Consider the following 20,510-nt stretch of genomic DNA (forward strand, 5'->3'; position numbering starts at 1 on the left):
ATGTCGTTATCACCCCGCGCTGCGGGTGATTTTTGCTGCCGGAATCAGTCCAGCATGGCGGCGATTTCGTCAGAAATTTCACCGTTATGGTAAACTTCCTGCACGTCGTCGCAGTCTTCCAGCATGTCGATCATCCGCATCAGTTTCGGTGCGGTTTCTGCGTCCATATCCGCTTTGGTGGACGGGATCATAGCCACTTCGGCGCTTTCTGCCACCAGGCCTGTGGCGTCCAGCTTGTCTTTAACCTTACCCAGCTCTTCCCAGGCGGTGTAGACGTCAACGGCGCCATCATCGTAGTTCACGATATCTTCCGCGCCCGCATCCAGAGCGGCTTCCATAACGGCGTCTTCATCAACACCCGGGGCGTAAGAGATAACGCCTTTTTTGCTGAACAGATAGGCAACAGAGCCGCCGGTCCCGAGGTTGCCGCCGCATTTGGTGAACGCGTGGCGCACTTCCGCTACGGTACGGTTACGGTTATCGCTCAGGCACTCGATCATAACGGCGGTGCCACCCGGGCCGTAGCCTTCATAGATGATGGTTTCCATGTTCGCATCATCGTCACCACCCACACCGCGGGCAATAGCGCGGTTGAGCGTGTCGCGCGTCATGTTGTTAGACAGCGCCTTATCTACCGCCGCGCGCAGACGCGGGTTGGCATCCGGATCACCACCACCCAGACGCGCAGCGGTAACCAGCTCGCGAATGATTTTGGTAAAAATCTTACCGCGTTTAGCATCCTGTGCCGCTTTGCGGTGTCTTGTGTTGGCCCATTTACTATGACCTGCCATAAATATCTCCAAAAACGCCTGTTTCAGGCGGCATCAATCACAAACTCTTCAATCGCCTGCCGGTTACTCCATGATTTGGTTAACGCTGCGGCTTGTGCGGCGTCTGCCCAGAACCAGGCAAGATGCTCACTGATCTCAACCTGGCGTTCATGAGGGAGCGCAAGACAGAACCAGTACTCTGTATTACGCACCACTCCCGGCGCATAGCGATGACGCAAATGAGTAAAAATCTCAAACTCTACGCAGCGCTGGCAGTCAACTAAGGACAAATGCTCTGCAGCAATATCAATAGCGACCTCTTCCTTTACTTCGCGCTGCGCAGCCTGCAGCGCGCTTTCCCCCTCTTCCAGGCTGCCGGTAACCGACTGCCAGAAATCAGGATCGTCGCGCCGCTGCAACATTAGCACCCGCTTCGTGTCCCGGGCAAATATCACCACCAGCACCGAAACGGGTCGCTTCCAGGCCATTTCCGTTATTCGCCTTTCTTCACAACAGCGATACCCAGCTCGTTCAGCGCGACCGGGTTAGCAAAACTCGGGGCGTCCGTCATCAGGCACGCGGCTGCGGTGGTTTTCGGGAACGCAATCACATCACGGATGTTATCGGTGCCGGTTAACAGCATGGTGATGCGATCAAGGCCGAAAGCCAGACCGGCGTGCGGCGGTGTCCCGAATTTCAGGGCATCCAGCAGGAAGCCGAATTTCTCACGCTGCTCCTGCTCGTTAATCCCCAGGATCCCGAACACGGTCTGCTGCATAGTATTATTATGGATACGCACAGAGCCGCCGCCAACTTCGTACCCGTTAATAACCATATCGTAGGCATTGGCGATCGCCGTTTCCGGCTGGGCTTTGAGCTCTTCCGGGGTCATATCGCGCGGGGCGGTGAACGGGTGGTGCATCGCCGTCAGGCCGCCTTCGCCGTCATCTTCAAACATCGGGAAATCAATCACCCACAGCGGAGCCCAGCGGGACTCGTCGGTAATGGCCAGATCTTTGCCCACTTTCAGGCGCAGGGCGCCCATTGCGTCGGAAACGATACGGCCATTATCGGCACCGAAGAAGATAATATCGCCATCCTGCGCGCCGGTGCGGGCCAGGATCTGCTCAACGATCTCCGCATTCAGGAACTTGGCTACCGGGCTGTTAACCCCTTCAAGCCCCTTAGCGCGCTCATTCACTTTCATCCAGGCCAGACCTTTGGCACCGTAAATCTCAACAAATTTACCGTACTCATCAATCTGTTTACGGCTCAGCTGGGCACCGCCCGGCACCCGCAGCGCCGCCACGCGGCCTTTGGCATCATTCGCCGGGCCGGAGAACACTTTAAACTCAACCGCGTTAACCAGATCGGCAATATCCACCAGCTCCATCGGGTTACGCAGGTCTGGTTTATCAGACCCGTAGCGACGATCGGCTTCGGCAAAGGTCATCACCGGGAATTTGCCCAGATCAACGCCCTGGATGTTCAGCCACAGACCGCGGACCATCTCTTCCATAATCTCGCGCACCTGAGGGGCGGTCATAAAGGAGGTTTCCACATCGATCTGGGTAAATTCCGGCTGGCGGTCAGCACGTAAGTCTTCATCGCGGAAGCACTTAACAATCTGATAGTAGCGATCAAAGCCAGACATCATCAGCAGCTGTTTAAACAGCTGAGGGGACTGCGGCAGCGCGTAAAATTTGCCTTTGTTAACGCGGCTTGGCACCAGATAGTCACGGGCACCTTCCGGGGTGGCTTTGGTGAGCATCGGCGTTTCGATATCCAGGAAGCCGTGCTCGTCCATAAAGCGGCGCACAAACGCGGTGATCTTCGCGCGGGATTTCAGGCGCTGGGCCATTTCCGGGCGACGCAGATCCAGGTAGCGGTACTTGAGGCGCGCCTCTTCGGTATTGACGTGGTTTGAGTCCAGTGGCAGCGGCTCCGAACGGTTAATAATGTTCAGACCGGTTGCAAAGACTTCCACCTCACCGGTGGCCATATCCACATTGATGTTTTTTTCATCGCGTGCACGCACAGTACCGGTGACCTGGATGCAAAACTCATTACGCAGCTCAGAGGCAAGGTTGAAAACGTCCTGACGATCCGGGTCAAAAAAGACCTGAACAATGCCCTCACGGTCACGCATATCGATAAAAATGAGGCTACCGAGATCGCGACGGCGATTGACCCAACCACACAGAGTCACTTGTTGCCCTACATGGGACAGATTGAGCTGCCCACAGTATTGTGTACGCATGAGATATTCCTTAATCAGCCGCTGGCCGCACAAACCTGCTCTTCAGGCGGCATAGCCACGGCCAGACTGAATGACGTAACTGGATTGAAAAGGCGGCTATTATACTGGAAATTCCCCCCAGAGATAAGTCCACCACCGGATTGACTGCGCGTTTGCTGCGCACGATATCAACTATTCTCACAAAAACTAACGAATATTGTAAATGCCATCGCTGTCATTCCCGGTGTAAGGTAGCCGCATACTGTTTTCAATTCCGGAGCAATAATGTTCGCACTGATCCCCGCCACCACCGCGCCGGCCAGCACCGGGCCGGAAGGCGGAACACCGTGAGCCTGCATATCGGCCTGCCCCAGTGGTCGCACCCGAAATGGGGGCGCCTTGGCATAAACTCCCTTGCGGATTACGCCCGTTACTTCAGTTGTGTTGAAGGCAACACCACCTTGTATGCCCTGCCCTCTGCGGAGGTGGTGCAGCGCTGGTATCAGCAAACCGGCGATAATTTCCGTTTCTGTTTTAAGTTTCCCGCCACCATCTCCCACCAGCAGGCGCTGCGCGGCTGCCATGATTTGACCGCTGAGTTCTTCTCCCGTCTGGATCCGCTGGCCGCCCGTATTGGCCTGTACTGGCTGCAGCTTCCGGCCACATTTGGCCCGGATAACCTGCCCGCCCTGTGGCAGTTCCTTGACACCCTACCGGCGGCATTTCGCTACGGGGTAGAGGTACGCCACCCGGCCTTTTTTAATAAAGGCGAGGCGGAGCGACAACTTAACCGGGGGCTGCATGAGCGCGGTGTTAACCGGGTTATCCTGGACAGCAGGCCCGTGCATCAGGCGCTGCCAGAGAGCATCGCACTTCGCGAAGCGCAGCGTAAAAAACCGCGCCTGCCGGTCCACGCGGTGGCGACCGCCGATCAGCCAATGGTACGGTTTATCGGTTGTGAAGATATGGCCAGCAACCAGGCGCTGTTTCATACCTGGTTAAAAAGCCTGGCCCGCTGGCAGCAACAGGGCTCTGTGTGGCTGTTTCTGCATACGCCGGATATCGCCCAGGCCCCGGAGCTGGTCCGGGCCCTGTGGCCCACGCTACAGCAACATTTTCCGGATACCGGCCCCCTGCCCGCGATCCCCTGGCAGGCCCGGTTGTTCTGAGGCTGACAGACACTTCTTTACATAAAGGCGACAGTTGGCAGGGGAACCGCTATGATGTGCAGGCAAAGAGTCAGGTTTACACGGAGTGGATATGGTAAGCGCGCTTTATGCCGTGCTGGGTGCCCTGTTGCTGATAAAGTTCTCCTTTGATGTGGTGCGCCTGCGGACACAATATCGTGTCTCCTGGGGGGATGGTGGTTTTACGGAATTACAAAGCGCCATTCGTATCCACGGTAATGCGGTGGAATATATCCCCACCGGGATACTGCTATTATTACTGATGGAAATGAACGGTGCCGAGACTTGGCTGGTACATGTGGCCGGACTGCTGCTGATGGCCGGTCGTCTGATGCACTACTACGGTTTGCACCATCGCCAGAGTCGCTGGCGCCGCTCCGGCATGAGCGCCACCTGGTCTGCATTGCTGTTAATGGTGCTGGCAAATCTCTGGTATATGCCGTGGGAGTTGGTTTTCAGTCTCCGTTAACGCACAATAGCCCCTTTTGTTTTCCCGGATTTTAGGTTTTATGTCGAACCGCGATATGCTTTTTTCCGCCCCGATTGAAAAACTCGGGGACTGGACGTTTGATGAACGCGTTGCCGAAGTGTTCCCGGATATGATCCAGCGTTCGGTGCCAGGCTACTCCAATATCATCTCCATGATAGGCATGCTGGCAGAGCGTTTTGTTACCCCGGGCAGCCAGGTTTATGATCTCGGCTGCTCACTGGGTGCCGCAACACTTTCGGTGCGCCGCAATATTCACCACCCCGGCTGCAATATCATTGCCGTGGATAACTCCCCGGCCATGGTGGAGCGCTGCCGCCGCCACGTTACGGCCTTTAAAGCACAGACACCGGTCGAAGTGCGGGAAGACGATATCCGCCATGTCACCATTGAGAATGCCTCTCTGGTGGTGCTCAATTTTACCCTGCAGTTCCTGGCACCAGACGAACGCCAGCAGGTGCTGAATAACATCTACCAGGGGCTCAACCCGGGTGGCGCGCTGGTACTTTCTGAAAAATTCAGTTTTGAAGATACCCAGGTCGGCGAGCTGCTGTTTAACATGCACCATGATTTTAAACGGGCCAACGGCTACAGCGAGCTGGAGATCAGCCAGAAGCGCAGCATGCTGGAAAACGTGATGCTGACAGACTCAGTCGACACCCACAAAGCGCGGCTGCGCCAGGCCGGATTTACCCACAGCGAGCTGTGGTTCCAGTGCTTTAATTTCGGCTCACTGGTTGCTATTAAGGAAGGCGCCGCATCATGACGGATTTTGGCAAATTTTATCAGCAGATCGCCACCGGCCCCCTCGCCCACTGGCTGGAAACCCTGCCCGCCCAGGTGGGCACCTGGCAGCGCGAGGCGCTGCACGGCCAGTTTAAACAGTGGATGCGCAGCGTCAGCTTTTTACCGGAGCTCACCCCGGCGCACCTTGATCTGCAAAACGGGGTCTGCGCCACTGCCGACGCCCCCCTCAGCGACGGGCAAAAAACCGGCATTGAAAAACTGCTGCGTAATCTGATGCCGTGGCGTAAAGGCCCGTTTGATCTGTACGGCATTCATATCGATACCGAATGGCGCTCTGATCTGAAATGGGATCGGGTGCTGCCGCATATCAGCCCGCTGGCGGGCCGGACGATTCTTGATGTGGGTTGCGGCAGCGGTTATCACCTGTGGCGCATGGTGGGTGCCGGTGCCAGCCTGGCGGTGGGGATCGATCCCACCCAGCTGTTTTTATGCCAGTTCGAAGCGGTGCGCAAACTGCTGGGTAATGATCAGCGCGCTCATTTGTTGCCCCTGGGCATTGAGCAGCTTCCGGCACTGAACGCCTTCGATACGGTCTTTTCCATGGGGGTGCTCTATCACCGCCGCTCACCGCTCGACCATCTCTGGCAGCTTAAAGATCAGCTGGTGCAGGACGGGGAACTGGTGCTGGAAACACTGGTGGTGGAAGGGGATGAAAATCAGGTTCTGGTGCCTGGTGAGCGCTACGCCCGGATGCGCAACGTCTATTTTATTCCTTCGGCGCTGGCGCTGAAAAAGTGGCTGGAAAAATGCGGTTTTGTCGATGTGCATATTGCTGACCAGTGTGTCACCACCCTGGACGAGCAGCGCCGCACCAGCTGGATGGCGTCCGAATCTCTGGAAGATTTTCTCGATCCGGCCGATCACAGCAAAACCTGCGAAGGTTACCCGGCACCGCTGCGGGCGATTGTGACCGCCCGTAAGCCCTGAGGCAAACGCCAGATAAAAAGAACCCCGACAAGGAAGGCCGGGGTCTGGTACATGCAAACATCATATTGGGCGACATGATGCGCGGCAAAAAACATTAGCCCTTCAGGGCTTTTTTCAGCGCCGCTACCGTTTGCGCACTGACACAGTAGCGACTGTATTCATCATCACCGGGGCCGGATGACATAGACACCCCGGTTTTGCGATAGCGCATGGGTGAATTCACCCGGTGGCCTGCGGAACTGTGCACCTCCTGCAACCCCGCTTCGCAAAACAGCCGGACATTCTCAGGGCGCACCCCGGCTCCGGCCATAATGATTGGAGCACGGGAGCGGGCATTAAGTTCCCGAAGAAGTGCAACTCCCTGCGCGGCGCTGGCCTGCTGGCCGGAGGTTAAAATGCGCGCAACGCCAGAATCTGTAAGTTGTTCAAGGGCATAAAACGGATCGCGGCACATATCAAAAGCGCGATGAAATGTGACGGCCATCCCATTAGCACAGGACATTATTTTCGCCATTCGCGGCATATCTATCTGGCCGTCTTCATCCAGCACCCCGACAACCACCCCCGGGAACCCCAGATCGCGGATAAACGCGATATCGCCCATCATGGTGTCAAATTCCGCGGCGGTATAGCAAAAATCGCCACCGCGCGGGCGCACAATCGGGTGCACCGGGATCGCCAGTTGCTGGCGCACCGCGCGCAGCACACCGGCAGACGGGGTCAGCCCGCCTTCTGCCGGTGCACTGCATAATTCCAGCCGGTCTGCCCCGGCCTGTTGTGCGGTCAGCGCCGCGTCCAGTCCGTAGCAACAAATCTCCAGTAGTGCCACTACACTCTCCTTTATTTTCAGGTCGTCTCCCCATCCGGGCATGATAAGCTGAAAAAACCATTTCTCAGGGCCGCGTATCATGACATTCAATTTTGATGAAAGGATCGAGCGCCGTCACAGCGACAGCGTTAAATGGAACAAATACCCCGCCGACGTGTTGCCCATGTGGGTAGCCGATATGGACTTCCGCTCCGCCCCCTGTATTACGGATGCCCTTCACCAGCGAGTAGCGCACGGCGTGTTTGGTTATGCCGGGTACCCGCAGGCGTTTACAGAGCAGATAGTCAACTGGCTGGCGCTACAGTATCAGTGGCATATCCGCCCGGAGTGGGTGGTGGTGATCCCAGGCGTAGTGCCGGGGCTGAACCTTGCACTGCGCGCGTTTACCGGGCCCGGGGAGCAAAGCATTGCTCCGGCGATTATCTACCCGCCCTTCCATAAAGCGGCCCGTCAGGCCGGGCGCGGCCAGCGCCTGGCCCCGCTACGCCTGCACGAGCAGCGCTGGCTGCTGGATCTGGAGGCCCTGGCCCCGGAGATGGACGGCTCAGAAAAGCTGTTACTGCTGTGTAACCCGCAAAACCCGGGGGGCACCGCGTATCGCCGGGCAGAGCTTGAGGCGCAGCTGGCCTTCGCACAGCGCCACGATCTTATCGTCTGTTCTGATGAGATCCACTGTGATCTTATCCTCGAACCCGGGGTGCGCCATATCCCCTTCGCCACCCTGAGTGAAGACGCCGCCCGGCGCTCAGTCACGCTGATGTCGCCCTCAAAAACCTGGAATATCCCGGGCCTTGGGGCCTCATTTGCGGTGATCCCCGACGCGGGGCTCCGCCGCCGCTTTGTGGCTGCCGCAGAAGGGCTGATGCCCCATGTGGATCTGCTGGCGCTGACGGCCGCCAGCGCCGCCTTGCGCGACGGGGGCTCCTGGCGTGCGGCGCTGCTCGACTATCTGCGCCACAACCGGGACCGGCTCTGTAGCGCAGTCAATGGCCTGCCGGGGCTGAAAATGGTCTGCCCGGAGGCCACCTATCTGGCCTGGGTAGACGCCAGCGGACTTGGGCTGGAGAACCCCGCCCGCTGGTTTGCCGAACGGGGGCTGGGATTTTCACCGGGGCAGGATTTCGGCGCGCCCCACTACGTGCGGATCAACTTCGGCTGCCCCGCCAGCCTGCTGGAAGAGGCCATTACCCGGATGCAGCAGGCCCTGTGCCGCTGAGTGGCCCGGGTTACTGCTCGCTGGCGACAATCTGTTCGATGGTCCAGGGGTGGAATTTAATGGTGACGGTGCCGTCGGTCACCGCCAGGGTCGGGTTTGCCAGGCGCTCTTTTTCGCCCCGGGGGGCGCTGGTTTTCACCACAACGCCCGGCTGCGCCAGCCCCTGGTCCCCCAGTAAGGCCAGCGCCCGGGCATTCAGGGTGAGCGGATCGCCCGGCAGGACAATCTCCACATGCTCCCAGCCCTCATGGGGGTAGCGCTTCTCCCCCGGCCAGGGCAGTTCGATAACGTCAATCTGCCAGTGCCCCACAGTGACCGGCTGGTGGAGTTTAAACAGGCAAATCGGGCGCCCGTTGATCATGTTTTCAGACAGCAGCGTCGCGCACTGCTCCAGCCCCTGGCGCCAGCGCGCGGCGGTGGTGTTCTGGTGGCAGCGCAGTGAAATATGGTCCGCACTCAGCGGCCGGGTGTCGAGCTGCAGCCTTGCTGCAAACTGCTGCAGTTTCGCGACAAAGCGCGGTAAATCATCAACAATGTCCGCCAGTTCTGCAATATCGTGCCAGTGGGGCATGGTTCTCTCCGGGTAGAAAAAACGGCTAATCTAGCGCAGTTCCCCGCCCCCCGCCAGCGGGCGGGCACTGGCGATAACTGGCCGGTGCTGACGATCTGGCATAAATACAGTATAATCTTCGCAATTTTATCAAAAGTACGCCTGCCGTTCGGTAGACTGAGCGGCGTTTATAAAAGAAAGGTAAGCCGTGAATATTCAGGTTCTTCTCTCAGAAAAAGTCAGTCAGGCACTGGTTGCCGCAGGTGCGCCTGCGGATTGCGAGCCCCAGGTTCGCCAGTCAGCGAAAGTGCAGTTCGGCGATTATCAGGCTAATGGCGTGATGGCTATCGCTAAAAAACTGGGCATGCCGCCGCGACAATTAGCTGAGCAGGTGATTAACCATCTGGATCTGTCAGGGATCGCCAGTAAAACCGAAGTTGCCGGGCCCGGGTTTATTAATATTTTCCTCGATCCCGCCTTCCTGGCACGCAATATTGATGAAGCCGTTAAAGGCGATCGCGCCGGGATTGCCGTTACGGCAAATCCGCAAACTATCGTGGTGGACTATTCCGCGCCGAACGTCGCAAAAGAGATGCATGTGGGCCACCTGCGCTCCACCATTATTGGTGATGCTTCTGTACGCACGCTGGAGTTCCTCGGCCATAAGGTTATCCGCGCCAACCACCTCGGCGACTGGGGCACCCAGTTCGGGATGCTGATCGCCTATCTGGAAAAGCAGCAGCAGGAAAACTCCGGTGATATGGGCCTGTCCGATCTGGAAGGGTTCTACCGTGAAGCGAAAAAAGCCTACGACGAAGACGAAGCCTTTGCCCTGCGCGCCCGCAGCTACGTGGTGAAACTTCAGGGCGGCGACGAATACTGCCGTAAAATGTGGCGCATGCTGGTGGATATCACCATGAAGCAAAACCAGGCGACCTACCAGCGCCTGAATGTGACCCTCACCGAAGACGACATTATGGGTGAGAGCCTGTATAACCCGATGCTGCCGGGGATTGTTGCGGATCTGAAGGCCAAAGGGCTGGCAACGGAAAGCGAAGGCGCGACCGTGGTCTACCTTGACGAGTTTAAAAACAAAGAAGGCGATCCGATGGGCGTTATCGTCCAGAAGAAAGATGGCGGTTACCTGTACACCACCACCGATATCGCCTGCGCCAAGTACCGCTACGAAAAACTGCACGCCGACCGGATGCTGTACTATATCGACTCCCGTCAGCACCAGCACCTGATGATGGCCTGGACTATCGTGCGTAAAGCCGGTTATGTGCCGGAATCCATTCCGATGGAGCACCATATGTTCGGCATGATGCTGGGTAAAGACGGTAAGCCGTTCAAAACCCGCGCCGGTGGGACAGTAAAACTCTCCGACCTGCTGGATGAAGCCCTGGAGCGCGCCCAGCGCCTGGTGGCAGAGAAAAACCCGGATATGGACGCCGCCGAGCTGAAAAAACTGGCGAACGCCGTCGGGATCGGTGCCGTAAAATATGCCGATCTGTCCAAAAGCCGCACCACTGACTACGTGTTCGACTGGGACAATATGCTGGCCTTTGAAGGCAATACCGCGCCTTATATGCAGTATGCCTACACCCGCGTGCTTTCCGTATTCCGTAAAGCCGGGGTGGATGAGAGCAGCCTGACCGCACCGGTCAGCATCAGCGACGATCGCGAAGCGCTGCTGGCAGCCCGCCTGCTGCAGTTTGAAGAGACCCTCGCCGTGGTTGCCCGGGACGGTACACCCCATGTGATGTGTGCCTACCTGTACGATCTGGCCGGTCTGTTCTCCAGCTTCTATGAGCACTGCCCTATCCTCAGCGCCGAAAGCGACACCGTGCGCCAGAGCCGCCTGAAACTGGCGCTGCTGACCGCGAAGACCCTGAAACTGGGCCTGGATACTCTGGGTATCGAAACCATCGAACGGATGTAATCGCCCGCAAGATGTAAAAGCCCGCCCTCCGGTTTCCGGGGGCGGGCTTTTTCGTGCAGGACACCGCGCAGGTTTTTACAGATAGGTACGCAAATACTCCGCCAGGCAGAGGATCGCCATCGCCTGACCATACGGCATTGAGGTCAGCGGGATCTGGCGATAAAACGCAAGATCATGGCCCATACCGGTGCCGAATGAGGTTTGCAGCAGCTCGCCGTCATCCGAAATGTGCCGCACAATCCCCTGAATCGCCTTCTCCGCCACCGGCCCGTACGTTTGCGCAATATACCGCTTGCGCACCGCTTTCAGGATCCCGTAGGCAAACCCCGCCGTGGCGGACGCCTCCAGGTAGGAGTCCGGATCGTCCAGCAAGGTGTGCCACAGGCCGCTCTCATCCTGGCATTTCTCCAGGGCCGCCACCTGGCTTTCCAGAACCTGAATCAGGTAGCGGCGCACCGCGCTGTGTTCGGGTAAATCCACCAGCTCCAGAAAATCCGGGATAACCATTGTCAGCCAGCTGTTCCCCCTGGCCCAGCGGGCGCGGGCGAAGTTGTGGTTACCGTCAAAACTCCAGCCGTGGAACCACAGCCCGGTTTCGCGATCCATCAGATACTGGACATGCATCAGAAACTGGTAGGTCGCCTCTTCCACATACTCCGGGCGGTTGAGTAACTTGCCGATACGGGTCAGCGGCAGCACCGTCATCATCAGCGTATCGTCCCACATTTGCTGGTGGTTCTCTTCCGCCAGGGTGATGTGCTGCATGCCGCCGTGCTCGGTGCGCGGCATCTGATACATGGCCCATTCGGCCCAGCTCTCCAGCCAGGGCAGCCAGGCCTGGTTGCCGGTTTGCGCATAGCGGTTGGCCAGGGTCAGAAACGGCGCCATGGTGTTGACGTTTTTCGTGGTGGCCCCTTCGGCAAAGCGATCGGCAAACCAGTCATCAATAATGGCGCGCATTTTTTCATCACCGGTCTGGTCATAATATTGCCAGATCCCGTACAGCCCTACCCCGTGGGTCCACTCCCAGCCGGCCCAGCCTTTGGTATCAATCACCCGGCCATCGTCCAGGCGCAGCAGAAACTCGCCGGTTTCATCTTTTATATTGATCAGGTTTTCGGTGATTTTATTAATCAGGCTTTTGAGTTCATCCCGGGCAATAAAACGCGCTGGCTGGCGTAATAACGGGCTGTGTTTTACAGGATAGATAATCATCGAATTAACCTCTGCTCAGTGTCGACGTCATGGCTGGCTGCGTGCCGAGCTTCGGGGCAGCCGCCTTATTACGGTTGAGATAACCAATATTGTTATTTCCCCACAGATTCTCGTAAGGCATACCGGCAAGCATTTCTACCGTTGCCCGGGCTTGCGGGGTAACAGATTCAGGAGTAGTACGGCCCGCAACGCGCATTTTGGCGGTCTCTTCACGCAGCACGCTGTGGGTTTGCAGGTTCAGTTTAAAGCGCAGGGAGATAAGGAACCCGATAGCCAGCACCGATACGGTGCCCACACTCAGGATCATCAGAATCGTGTGGCTGACCGCCGGGGGCTGCTCGCTCTGGCCGCTGACAAAGCCGGAAAGCTGCATCACGATACCCACCAGCATGACCGCCCCCGCCTGTGAGGCTTTGCGGGTCAGGGTCATGATCCCGGCAAAGATCCCTTCCCGGCGCTGCCCGGTTATCACCTCATCCACATCGGCAATATAGGTGTAGGTGTTCCAGGGAACATAGTTGATCCCGCCACGGCCCAGCCCCGCCAGCGCAGAGACCAGCATCAGCAGGGACATCACATCGCTCATGCCCGCATACCAGAGCAGCGCATAGGAGACCGAGCTCAGGCCAAACAGCACCACCACCATCCGGTATGACGGCGCGGGCCCAAAGCGAATACACAGCGGGATCATGGCAATCACCGAGACAAACTGCAAAATCGCCATGGTGCCCAGCAGGCTGGAGGCGACCGTAGCGCTCTGCATCAGCACGAAAACCACATAGTAGGTAAACACCGCATTAAAGACGTCCTGGGCGATATACCCCCCGAGATACATTCCCAGGTGCTGGCGGAAGATTTTGATCCGCAGGGTGGAGGTGAGCTCCACATTCAGGCGCTTAAGGCTCTGGGCAAGGGTGAGCCCTTTGCGCTCTTCCTCCGCACGCAGCTGCGCCTCTGTCCATGCTTCCCGCGGCCGCTCCCAGGTGAAAATCCAGACCAGGGTGAGCACAATGGCGCACAGGGCCGAAAAAACCAGGCTTGCGTAGAGGAAAGAGTCCGGATTGTCTTTGCCAAAATAGCTCAGCAGGATCCCCGGCAGGAACGCGGCGAGGATCGCCGAAAGCTGGGCCAGGGCAATACGGGCGCCGGAGAACTTGGTCTTCTGTTTGAAGTCATCGGTCATTTCCGGCACCAGCGTCTCATAGGGCACCAGAATCATGGTGTAGACCACATCAAACACCAGATAGGTCAGCAGGTAGTACCAGTAGTGCATCTCCCCGACCCACATCAGGCTGTAGCTGAATACGCAGGGGATCCCCAGCAGAATAAAAAACTTACGCCGGCCAAACTTACGCCCCAGCCAGGTAGAGCCGAAGTTATCCGTCAGAAAGCCCATCAGCGGGCTGACGACCGCATCCAGCACCCGCGCCATGGCGAAGATAAAGGTCGCCTCAATGGGGGTAAGCCCGCAGAAGGTGGTGTAAAAGTAGAGTAGCCATGCGGCGGTCAGCGCCGTAGTACCGGCACCGAGGAAATCCCCGGAACCATAGGCAAGGTAGTTGATTAAACCTGGTTTGCGCATTTTCGTTGTCATTATCCGAACCCCGTAGCGTTATGTGGGAGCGACACCCGTCGCGAACGACCCGTGTTGCCTCAGGGGTAAAGTAAAATCACCGGGGCTGAGAAACCTTTGTATTTCTGCCGCTGACCGCCAGAGCCTGGCAGAAATACAAAGAGCACCAGAACTCAGGTCACCAATCTATAAAACGACGGTTTATAATTATCAAAAGCGATATTCATATTTGCGACATTCCCTGTAAAAACCCCTGCCTCCACACCCGTTTACGCTACCGGTGATTAACAAGCTGGTGATGGTTAGCGGGCGTTGCGCAACACCTGCCCGGTTCACTTTCCGTTGCGGGCCGGTGAGCGCCTCCCGTATCATGCCCGCAGAACAGAAAAACGAGGGTGTATATGGTCTGGTTAATGCTGGCGACGCTGGTGGTGGTATTCGTGATTGGCTTTCGGGTGCTGACCTCTGGCCCGCGCCGGGCCGTGCGCCGGATCAGCGAAAGGCTGGCGATTGAACCGGTGGTGGTGGAGTCAATGACAGACCAGATGGGCCGCAGCGCAGGCGGGGAGTTCCTCCGTTACCTTGCCCGCCCGAATGATGTGCACCTGCAAAATGCGGTGCAGGTTTTACTGATCTGGCAGGCGGCAATCATTGATGACAGCGAACACAACCTGCAGCACTGGCTGCGGTTGTTGCGCAAAGCGCGCATGGCCACCCCGCTCAGTGACGGGCACATTCGCCTGGCGATGGGTTTTTTACGTGAACTGGAGCCGGACCTTCCGACCCTGAAAGCCTTCCAGGCGCGCTACAACCAGTGTTTTACGCCGCAGGACGGTGTTCTCTGGCTCCATTAGCCGCCGGTTGCTCATTCGCCAGGCGTAAATAAAATGTTATTCCGGAAATTAATCTTTTCACCAGAATAACATTTCGCCATTTATTTAAACAAACCAAATAAAATATAAAAAAAGGTTGTATCTGATAGCGCTTTAATCCAATTTATATAACTACTCGATTTGCGTCAGACAATAATAACTTCTCCAGAGATGGCGTACCGGTATCTATTTCAGTTCAGGGCAAAATAGGGCTTTGGTAACGTGTCAAATTCAAACAAACTTACGCTATATATCATACTGTTCATGGTCGCGGGCATTGTCACTGGCGCGCTTATCCACCAGATGGCAGCACCAGACACCATAAAAGGCTGGTCTGATAACATTACCCTGCTTACCGATATTTTCCTGCGGCTGATCAAAATGGTGATCGCCCCGCTGGTGTTCTGCACCCTGACCGTGGGGATCATGCGCCTGGGCGAAACCTCCACCATCGGGCGGATCGGCGGCAAAGCCATGGTGTGGTTTATCTCCTCCTCGGTGATATCTATCCTGGTTGGTCTGCTGGTGGTCTCACTGGAAGGACCGGGCCGGGGCCTTAACCTGACCATCCCCGCAGGCGATGTGGAGACTGGCCTGGCCGTCAGCGGCATGAGCCTCAAAGCCTTTATCACCCACACCATTCCGACCAGTATCGCCGGCGCCATGGCGAATAACGAAATCCTGCAAATTGTGGTGTTCGCCATGTTTTTCGGGATTGCCGGTGCCTCCCTGGGGGAGAAATTTAACGCCCCGCTGGTCGCCGCACTGGATGTGGTGTCCCACATTATGCTCAAGGTCACCGGTTACGTGATGTACGTGGCCCCGCTGGCTATCTTTGCCGCCATCTCGTCGGTGATTGCCACCGAGGGGCTGGGGATCCTCGCCAACTATGCGTCGTTTATCGGCGGTTATTATGTGGCGATTCTGCTGTGCTGCCTGGTGATGCTGGCCGCCGGGTATGTGGTGCTCAAAAAAGAGGTTTACCGCCTGGTCGCCATGCTTAAAGATCCGGTGATTGTCGCCTTCACCACCAGCAGCTCCGAAGCGGCCTACCCTAAAACGCTCGATCAGCTGGAGCGCTTTGGCTGCTCGCGAAATATTGCCGCCTTTGTGCTGCCCATTGGTTACTCCTTTAACCTGGTCGGCTCCATGGTGTACTGCTCTTTCGCCTCCATGTTTATTGCCCAGGCTTACAATATTCACCTGAACGGTGGTGAAATTGCGGTGCTGATGATAACCCTGATGCTGGCCTCAAAAGGCATTGCCGGTGTGCCCCGCTCGGCCCTGGTTGTACTGGCCGCCACCGTGCCCAGCTTCAATATTCCGGTGGCCGGTATCCTGCTGCTGATGGGCATTGACCACTTCCTTGATATGGGCCGCTCGGCGATTAACGTGCTGGGTAACGGTATTGCGACTGCTATGCTGTCCAGAAATGAAAATGCGCTGAACAGCGTCACGGAAAGTGAAAACGACGAGGTTGCAGAGAATATCGGCGCCTGATAACCTCGCCGGACAGGCAGCACTGACAGGCCGGGCCGGGTAACTCCTGCCCGGCTTTTTTATGTTTATGGCGCGGTGACAACACGTTTATGTACGGATACAGACAGTGAGCAAGCAACCGGAGACCCTGACCACCCCCGCACCGCGTGCAACACTTGCCGGTTTACTGGCGATCACGCTGTGGAGTACCTCCGTCGGGCTGATGCGCAGCATCAGCGAGCAGTTCGGGCCAACAGGCGGAGCGGCGCTGATCTACACCCTGAGCGCACTTCTGCTGTGCCTGACCAGCGGCATTCCCCGCCCGGGGCGCCTGCCGCGCCGTTACCTTATCTGGGGGGGCATATTATTTACCGGTTACGAGATCTGCCTGGCGCTGGCTATCGGCATGGCCCACAGCCGCAGCCAGTCCCTGGAGCTGGGGATGATCAACTATTTGTGGCCCGGGCTGACCATTCTGCTGGCGCTGTTTATTAACCAGCAGCGCAGCAGCCTGTGGCTGTGGCCTGGCCTTGGGCTGGCTGTATCCGGCGTGTTCCAGGTGCTGCGTGGCGACAATCCCTGGTCACCCGGGGCCCTGTGGCACAATATGCAGGACAACCCGGTAGCCTACGGGCTGGCCTTCGCTGCCGCCATTACCTGGGCCCTTTACTGCAACATTACCCGCCGCTGGAGCCAGGGGACCAATGGTGTCAGCCTGTTCTTCTGCGCCACCGCCCTGGTGCTGTGGGCCAAATTCTGGTTCACGGATCAGCCCCCGCTGCACTTCGCCCTTTCCCCTGCGTTACAGCTGCTGTTTATGGGGGCCTCTACCGCACTGGCCTATTCCGCCTGGAACCACGGGATCCAGCGCGGCAATATGGCGGTACTGGCGGCCGCCTCCTACTTCACCCCGGTGCTTTCCGCCCTGCTGGCGACCCTGTGGCTGGGGCTTTCCCCCGGCTGGTCTTTCTGGCAGGGGGTGGTCATGGTGGTGGGGGGTTCACTGCTGTGCAGCTATGCCACCCGGGGGCACTGAGCCGGACCTCGCCCATAAGTGACAACGTCACTACTGCGACAGACCCGCCACAGCGGGAAAATCGCCATTATTAACAACATATCCCGTCACAGTTCATCCTCAGCCACCCGTTAAGTGTCGCAATTCATGCTAGTCTTAACCCTGTACTGCGAATAACACAGTTGAAATAGTTTATTCACCTTATGTTAACCAGGCTATGGATGTAGCCTGCACCCGTTACAGTGAGTGTGACAATTCAGGGAGTGATAGCGATGCGCGCATTTGAGTTTTCCCAGGGGAGCCTGCCCCTGCTGATCATCGTTCCGCATATCGGAACCCAGTTAACCCCCGATGTGTCCGCCGGGCTGGTTCCCGCTGCGCGGGCATTACCGGATACCGACTGGCACCAGGAAAAGCTGTGGCAATTTGCCCGGGCGGCCGGTGCCAGTATCCTGATGGCTAACTACTCGCGAATGGTTATCGACCTGGATAGTCCCCCGCCAGACGGGCGGGCAGACAGCCAGGCTATCAGTGCCCTGTGGCCCCAGACCATGCAGGACGGTACGCCCAATTTTATTCCCGGCAAAGCACCGGGCGGCAAAGATCGTGAGCAGGTCTTCGAACAAATCTGGAAGCCCTGGCACCAGCAGATAAACAAAGAATTACAGCGGCTGAAAGCCCAGTATGGCTATGCACAGCTGCTGGATATCCAGTCGGCCCCGTCCGCCCTTATCACCAGCCGCGCCGATATTACGCTGCTGACCCGCCAGGGGGAAAGCTGCCCGCCCCCGGTGCTGGCAGCAATCACTGACGTGCTGGATAAACAAAAACATTTCCGCTACACGGTAGATGGCCCACAACAGGGCGGCTACAGCCTGCAAACAGCCCGCCCTGGCGACGGGATCTGCGCACTGCAGCTGATTATTGCCCGGCATCTGTATATGGATGAAAAGCCCCCCTACCGCTGGCTCCCGGCGAAGGCGCAACAGTTACAGCCCGTGCTGACCCAGCTGATTGCCGCTTACCTCAATGGCGTCAGAGAGTGGGCAACCACCCCGGCCCCCCATTAATCTTTGCCCGCGGTAAAAAAAAACCGCCGGCCCTGCCCGCCACTGAGGTGACGGGCAAGACCGGCGGTCTTAGCACAGAGTGAAGCGTGATTATTCAGCAGGCACTACCGGGGCACCCTGGCCACGGCCCGGGCGTTCAGTCAGGCGCTTTTCAAAGTTCGCGTTAAACTGTTTTTTCTGCTCCGGGGTCAGAATATTGTAGATTTTATTCTGGGTTTCCATGTGTGCCAGCATCCGGGTTTTGCTTTGTTCCGCCATTTTATCCGCCTGAGCCTGGGCTTTGGCGCTGTCGAAGCTGTCGCTGGCGATAATGTTGTGCATAGCGCGGCGCTCTTCTAAGGAAGGCGGCTGCATTTTAGCGCGCTGGGTTTTCATAATGTCGCGGATCTGGGTTTTCTGCGCATCGGTCAGGTTCAGGTCCTGGAACATCATGTTGTGCATGCCACCACGATGATGACCTTTCATATGATGACCGGCAGCGGTGTTAGCTGCGGGTGCCGTAGCGGTGTCCGCAGCGTGAGCCATGTTCGCCGCACCCAGGGCCAGAGTAGATGCTACAAAAATTGCAGTTAACTTACGCATTATCAGTATCCTTATATTCAGTTATTCAGCGACACAGTGGGTATTTAAAAATACTGTGCCGTGTTGACGGAATTAATATTACGGCGGTTCAGGTCAATTAATCAATGTATCCGTAAAACTATGAAAGTCTTAAAAACACTTTTTAGTCAATTATGGAGAAATAAAGAATAAATAATGGAGATGTGTGTTTGAATTATTCTATCACACTGATTGAAAAGGAATTGTGGAGAAGTATACCTGCTAAATAGATATTTCTGAAGCCGTATCCAGGAATATTCTGTTTATTTCCCGGAATACCCATGAATATAAAAGGACTTTTTTTATAATCTCCTCTGTGGGCGGTATAAAAACGGCGCACACGCGGCCCCCGCCCGTTTCGCCACAGAGTAAGCAGGCATGGCCCGGCGTTTTCTGCTAACATCCAGCCACCTTCACCTGCAAAATGGCGGCGAATATGAAATTTGTCTCTTTTAATATCAACGGACTGCGCGCACGGCCCCACCAGTTAGCGGCCATTGTTGAACAGCACCAGCCAGATGTCATCGGCCTTCAGGAAACCAAAGTTCACGACGATATGTTTCCGCTGGAAGAGGTGGCAGCCCTGGGCTACAACGTCTTTTACCACGGCCAGAAAGGCCACTACGGTGTGGCATTAATGACCAAAGCGGAGCCGGTATCGGTACAGCGCGGCTTCCCGGATGACGCAGAAGACGCCCAGCGGCGGCTGATCATGGCAGAGATCCCCTCTTCTGTCGGGAATATTACCGTGATCAACGGCTATTTCCCCCAGGGGGAAAACCGCGACCATGCGCTGAAATTCCCGGCCAAACAGGCCTTTTACCAGAGCCTGCAAAACTACCTGACCACCACGCTGACCCGGGAATCACCGGTGCTTATCATGGGGGATATGAACATCAGCCCCGGCGATCTGGATATCGGTATTGGCGAAGAGAACCGCAAGCGCTGGCTGCGCACCGGGAAATGCTCCTTCCTGCCGGAAGAGCGCGAGTGGATGGACAGGCTGCTGAACTGGGGGCTGGTCGATACCTTCCGCCAGGCCCACCCGCAAACCAGCGATATCTACTCCTGGTTTGATTACCGCTCCCGGGGGTTTGATGATAACCGCGGCCTGCGCATTGACCTGCTGCTGGCCAGCCAGCCCTTAGCCAGCCGCTGTATCGCAACCGGCATCGATTATGAGATCCGCGGTATGGAAAAACCCTCCGATCACGCCCCCGCCTGGGCGGTATTTGATATCTGAGAGCGCTGCCGGACATGCTGAAAACCATTGACGTTGTCGCCGCGATTATTGTGCACAACGGAAAACTGCTGCTGGCCCGGCGCGCGGCTTCCTGCGATCAGGCCGGGTTATGGGAATTTCCCGGCGGCAAGGTGGAGCCGGGCGAAACCCAGGCCCGGGCCCTGTGCCGCGAGCTGGAAGAGGAGCTTGGGATCCACGCCACGCCCGGCGAGTGGATAGCCAGCCACAGCCGGGAGGTTTCCGGGCGGATGATTAACCTCCACGCCTGGTCAGTGGCCCGCTTCAGCGGTACACCACAGTGCACCACAAGCCACAGTGAGCTTGCCTGGTGCACCCCGGCCCGGGCGCAAGACTATGACCTTGCCCCGGCAGATATTCCCCTGCTGGAGGCCTTCCTCCGCCGCAGTCTGCCCGGGTAATCCCCCGCCCGGTTATCATCATTTTTTATGATGACGGGGCGCTGATAATTATTTTAGCGCCCCGGTATAT

At 57.2% G+C, this 20,510-nt stretch carries 20 protein-coding genes; 12 read left to right on the forward strand and 8 right to left on the reverse strand.

The window, feature by feature from the left end:
- Window positions 1-44: 44 nt before the first annotated feature.
- The 3 genes from EBL_RS11225 to aspS are packed head-to-tail and all read right to left on the reverse strand — an operon-like array spanning window position 45 to window position 3,030.
- On the reverse strand, window positions 45-791 hold the full coding sequence (locus EBL_RS11225) for a YebC/PmpR family DNA-binding transcriptional regulator (protein ID WP_002440335.1): 747 nt from the start codon (window positions 789-791) through the stop codon (window positions 45-47).
- 23 nt (window positions 792-814) lie between these two features.
- Window positions 815-1,258 carry a dihydroneopterin triphosphate diphosphatase gene (nudB, locus tag EBL_RS11230; protein ID WP_002440334.1) on the reverse strand — a complete coding sequence of 148 codons (444 nt, stop codon included), beginning with the start codon at window positions 1,256-1,258 and terminating at the stop codon, window positions 815-817.
- Between the two features lie 5 nt (window positions 1,259-1,263).
- Complete coding sequence (aspS, locus tag EBL_RS11235) at window positions 1,264-3,030, reverse strand: aspartate--tRNA ligase (RefSeq protein ID WP_002440333.1); 1,767 nt, start codon at window positions 3,028-3,030, stop codon at window positions 1,264-1,266.
- Window positions 3,031-3,356: 326 nt separating this feature from the next.
- Here aspS and EBL_RS11240 point away from each other — a divergent pair, with 326 nt between their 5' ends.
- The 4 genes from EBL_RS11240 to cmoB all read left to right on the forward strand — a co-directional run bounded on the left by EBL_RS11240 (window position 3,357) and on the right by cmoB (window position 6,417).
- Window positions 3,357-4,178 carry a DUF72 domain-containing protein gene (locus tag EBL_RS11240; RefSeq protein WP_002440332.1) on the forward strand — a complete coding sequence of 274 codons (822 nt, stop codon included), beginning with the start codon at window positions 3,357-3,359 and terminating at the stop codon, window positions 4,176-4,178.
- Window positions 4,179-4,269: 91 nt separating this feature from the next.
- Window positions 4,270-4,665: an MAPEG family protein gene (locus EBL_RS11245; protein WP_002440331.1), complete on the forward strand. Its 396-nt coding sequence runs from the start codon at window positions 4,270-4,272 to the stop codon at window positions 4,663-4,665.
- A 40-nt stretch (window positions 4,666-4,705) separates the two neighbouring features.
- Window positions 4,706-5,449, forward strand: coding sequence for a carboxy-S-adenosyl-L-methionine synthase CmoA (cmoA, locus tag EBL_RS11250; RefSeq protein ID WP_002440330.1), 744 nt, complete (start codon window positions 4,706-4,708; stop codon window positions 5,447-5,449).
- A complete protein-coding gene (gene cmoB, locus EBL_RS11255; RefSeq protein WP_002440329.1) occupies window positions 5,446-6,417 on the forward strand; it encodes a tRNA 5-methoxyuridine(34)/uridine 5-oxyacetic acid(34) synthase CmoB in 972 nt (323 codons plus the stop codon). Before cmoA ends, cmoB begins: the two co-directional genes overlap by 4 nt.
- A gap of 94 nt (window positions 6,418-6,511) precedes the next feature.
- Here cmoB and cutC read toward each other — a convergent pair whose 3' ends face one another.
- Window positions 6,512-7,246: a copper homeostasis protein CutC gene (cutC, locus tag EBL_RS11260; protein ID WP_002440328.1), complete on the reverse strand. Its 735-nt coding sequence runs from the start codon at window positions 7,244-7,246 to the stop codon at window positions 6,512-6,514.
- A gap of 79 nt (window positions 7,247-7,325) precedes the next feature.
- Here cutC and EBL_RS11265 point away from each other — a divergent pair, with 79 nt between their 5' ends.
- Complete coding sequence (locus tag EBL_RS11265; protein WP_002440327.1) at window positions 7,326-8,462, forward strand: MalY/PatB family protein; 1,137 nt, start codon at window positions 7,326-7,328, stop codon at window positions 8,460-8,462.
- A 10-nt stretch (window positions 8,463-8,472) separates the two neighbouring features.
- Here EBL_RS11265 and EBL_RS11270 read toward each other — a convergent pair whose 3' ends face one another.
- On the reverse strand, window positions 8,473-9,033 hold the full coding sequence (locus EBL_RS11270; protein ID WP_002440326.1) for a VOC family protein: 561 nt from the start codon (window positions 9,031-9,033) through the stop codon (window positions 8,473-8,475).
- Window positions 9,034-9,220: 187 nt separating this feature from the next.
- Between EBL_RS11270 and argS the strand changes: the two genes are divergently transcribed.
- Window positions 9,221-10,954 (forward strand): arginine--tRNA ligase, encoded by a 1,734-nt coding sequence (gene argS / locus EBL_RS11275; protein WP_002440325.1) that lies wholly within the window; start codon window positions 9,221-9,223, stop codon window positions 10,952-10,954.
- A gap of 75 nt (window positions 10,955-11,029) precedes the next feature.
- On the opposite strand, the gene bglB is transcribed toward argS, so the two are convergent.
- Both bglB and EBL_RS11285 read right to left on the reverse strand, forming a co-directional pair.
- Complete coding sequence (gene bglB, locus EBL_RS11280; protein ID WP_002440324.1) at window positions 11,030-12,169, reverse strand: beta-galactosidase BglB; 1,140 nt, start codon at window positions 12,167-12,169, stop codon at window positions 11,030-11,032.
- Window positions 12,170-12,173: 4 nt separating this feature from the next.
- Window positions 12,174-13,763, reverse strand: a complete 1,590-nt coding sequence (locus EBL_RS11285; protein WP_014716069.1) for an MFS transporter — start codon at window positions 13,761-13,763, stop codon at window positions 12,174-12,176.
- Between the two features lie 380 nt (window positions 13,764-14,143).
- Here EBL_RS11285 and EBL_RS11290 point away from each other — a divergent pair, with 380 nt between their 5' ends.
- The 4 genes from EBL_RS11290 (at window position 14,144) to EBL_RS11305 (ending at window position 18,178) form a co-directional block, all read left to right on the forward strand.
- Entirely contained in the window at window positions 14,144-14,596 is a 453-nt protein-coding gene (locus EBL_RS11290; RefSeq protein WP_002440322.1) for a DUF1198 domain-containing protein, read from the forward strand.
- Window positions 14,597-14,836: 240 nt separating this feature from the next.
- On the forward strand, window positions 14,837-16,114 hold the full coding sequence (locus EBL_RS11295; protein WP_002440321.1) for a dicarboxylate/amino acid:cation symporter: 1,278 nt from the start codon (window positions 14,837-14,839) through the stop codon (window positions 16,112-16,114).
- Window positions 16,115-16,220: 106 nt separating this feature from the next.
- Window positions 16,221-17,129, forward strand: a complete 909-nt coding sequence (gene yddG / locus EBL_RS11300) for an aromatic amino acid DMT transporter YddG (protein ID WP_002440320.1) — start codon at window positions 16,221-16,223, stop codon at window positions 17,127-17,129.
- A 251-nt stretch (window positions 17,130-17,380) separates the two neighbouring features.
- The gene (locus tag EBL_RS11305; protein WP_002440319.1) at window positions 17,381-18,178 is read left to right on the forward strand and encodes an N-formylglutamate amidohydrolase; all 798 of its coding nucleotides are present in this window, start codon (window positions 17,381-17,383) and stop codon (window positions 18,176-18,178) included.
- A gap of 90 nt (window positions 18,179-18,268) precedes the next feature.
- On the opposite strand, the gene spy is transcribed toward EBL_RS11305, so the two are convergent.
- Window positions 18,269-18,760, reverse strand: a complete 492-nt coding sequence (gene spy, locus EBL_RS11310) for an ATP-independent periplasmic protein-refolding chaperone Spy (RefSeq protein ID WP_002440318.1) — start codon at window positions 18,758-18,760, stop codon at window positions 18,269-18,271.
- A gap of 454 nt (window positions 18,761-19,214) precedes the next feature.
- On the opposite strand from spy, the gene xthA reads away from it, so the two are divergent.
- Both xthA and EBL_RS11320 read left to right on the forward strand, forming a co-directional pair.
- The gene (gene xthA, locus EBL_RS11315) at window positions 19,215-20,021 is read left to right on the forward strand and encodes an exodeoxyribonuclease III (protein ID WP_002440317.1); all 807 of its coding nucleotides are present in this window, start codon (window positions 19,215-19,217) and stop codon (window positions 20,019-20,021) included.
- Window positions 20,022-20,035: 14 nt separating this feature from the next.
- Complete coding sequence (locus EBL_RS11320; protein WP_002440316.1) at window positions 20,036-20,440, forward strand: pyrimidine (deoxy)nucleoside triphosphate diphosphatase; 405 nt, start codon at window positions 20,036-20,038, stop codon at window positions 20,438-20,440.
- The last annotated feature ends 70 nt before the right edge of the window (window positions 20,441-20,510 follow it).

This window comes from Shimwellia blattae DSM 4481 = NBRC 105725, assembly GCF_000262305.1.
In the GTDB taxonomy this organism is placed as follows: Bacteria; Pseudomonadota; Gammaproteobacteria; order Enterobacterales; family Enterobacteriaceae; genus Shimwellia; species Shimwellia blattae.

What these genes read in the sequence shown, in the direction of transcription:
- EBL_RS11225 (WP_002440335.1), bottom strand. Translation starts at nt 791, where the DNA reads ATGGCAGGTCATAGTAAATGGGCCAACACAAGACACCGCAAAGCGGCA.
- nudB (WP_002440334.1), bottom strand. Translation starts at nt 1,258, where the DNA reads ATGGCCTGGAAGCGACCCGTTTCGGTGCTGGTGGTGATATTTGCCCGG.
- aspS (WP_002440333.1), bottom strand. Translation starts at nt 3,030, where the DNA reads ATGCGTACACAATACTGTGGGCAGCTCAATCTGTCCCATGTAGGGCAA.
- EBL_RS11245 (WP_002440331.1), top strand. Translation starts at nt 4,270, where the DNA reads ATGGTAAGCGCGCTTTATGCCGTGCTGGGTGCCCTGTTGCTGATAAAG.
- cmoA (WP_002440330.1), top strand. Translation starts at nt 4,706, where the DNA reads ATGTCGAACCGCGATATGCTTTTTTCCGCCCCGATTGAAAAACTCGGG.
- cmoB (WP_002440329.1), top strand. Translation starts at nt 5,446, where the DNA reads ATGACGGATTTTGGCAAATTTTATCAGCAGATCGCCACCGGCCCCCTC.
- EBL_RS11265 (WP_002440327.1), top strand. Translation starts at nt 7,326, where the DNA reads ATGACATTCAATTTTGATGAAAGGATCGAGCGCCGTCACAGCGACAGC.
- EBL_RS11270 (WP_002440326.1), bottom strand. Translation starts at nt 9,033, where the DNA reads ATGCCCCACTGGCACGATATTGCAGAACTGGCGGACATTGTTGATGAT.
- bglB (WP_002440324.1), bottom strand. Translation starts at nt 12,169, where the DNA reads ATGATTATCTATCCTGTAAAACACAGCCCGTTATTACGCCAGCCAGCG.
- EBL_RS11285 (WP_014716069.1), bottom strand. Translation starts at nt 13,763, where the DNA reads ATGACAACGAAAATGCGCAAACCAGGTTTAATCAACTACCTTGCCTAT.
- EBL_RS11290 (WP_002440322.1), top strand. Translation starts at nt 14,144, where the DNA reads ATGGTCTGGTTAATGCTGGCGACGCTGGTGGTGGTATTCGTGATTGGC.
- EBL_RS11305 (WP_002440319.1), top strand. Translation starts at nt 17,381, where the DNA reads ATGCGCGCATTTGAGTTTTCCCAGGGGAGCCTGCCCCTGCTGATCATC.
- spy (WP_002440318.1), bottom strand. Translation starts at nt 18,760, where the DNA reads ATGCGTAAGTTAACTGCAATTTTTGTAGCATCTACTCTGGCCCTGGGT.
- xthA (WP_002440317.1), top strand. Translation starts at nt 19,215, where the DNA reads ATGAAATTTGTCTCTTTTAATATCAACGGACTGCGCGCACGGCCCCAC.
- EBL_RS11320 (WP_002440316.1), top strand. Translation starts at nt 20,036, where the DNA reads ATGCTGAAAACCATTGACGTTGTCGCCGCGATTATTGTGCACAACGGA.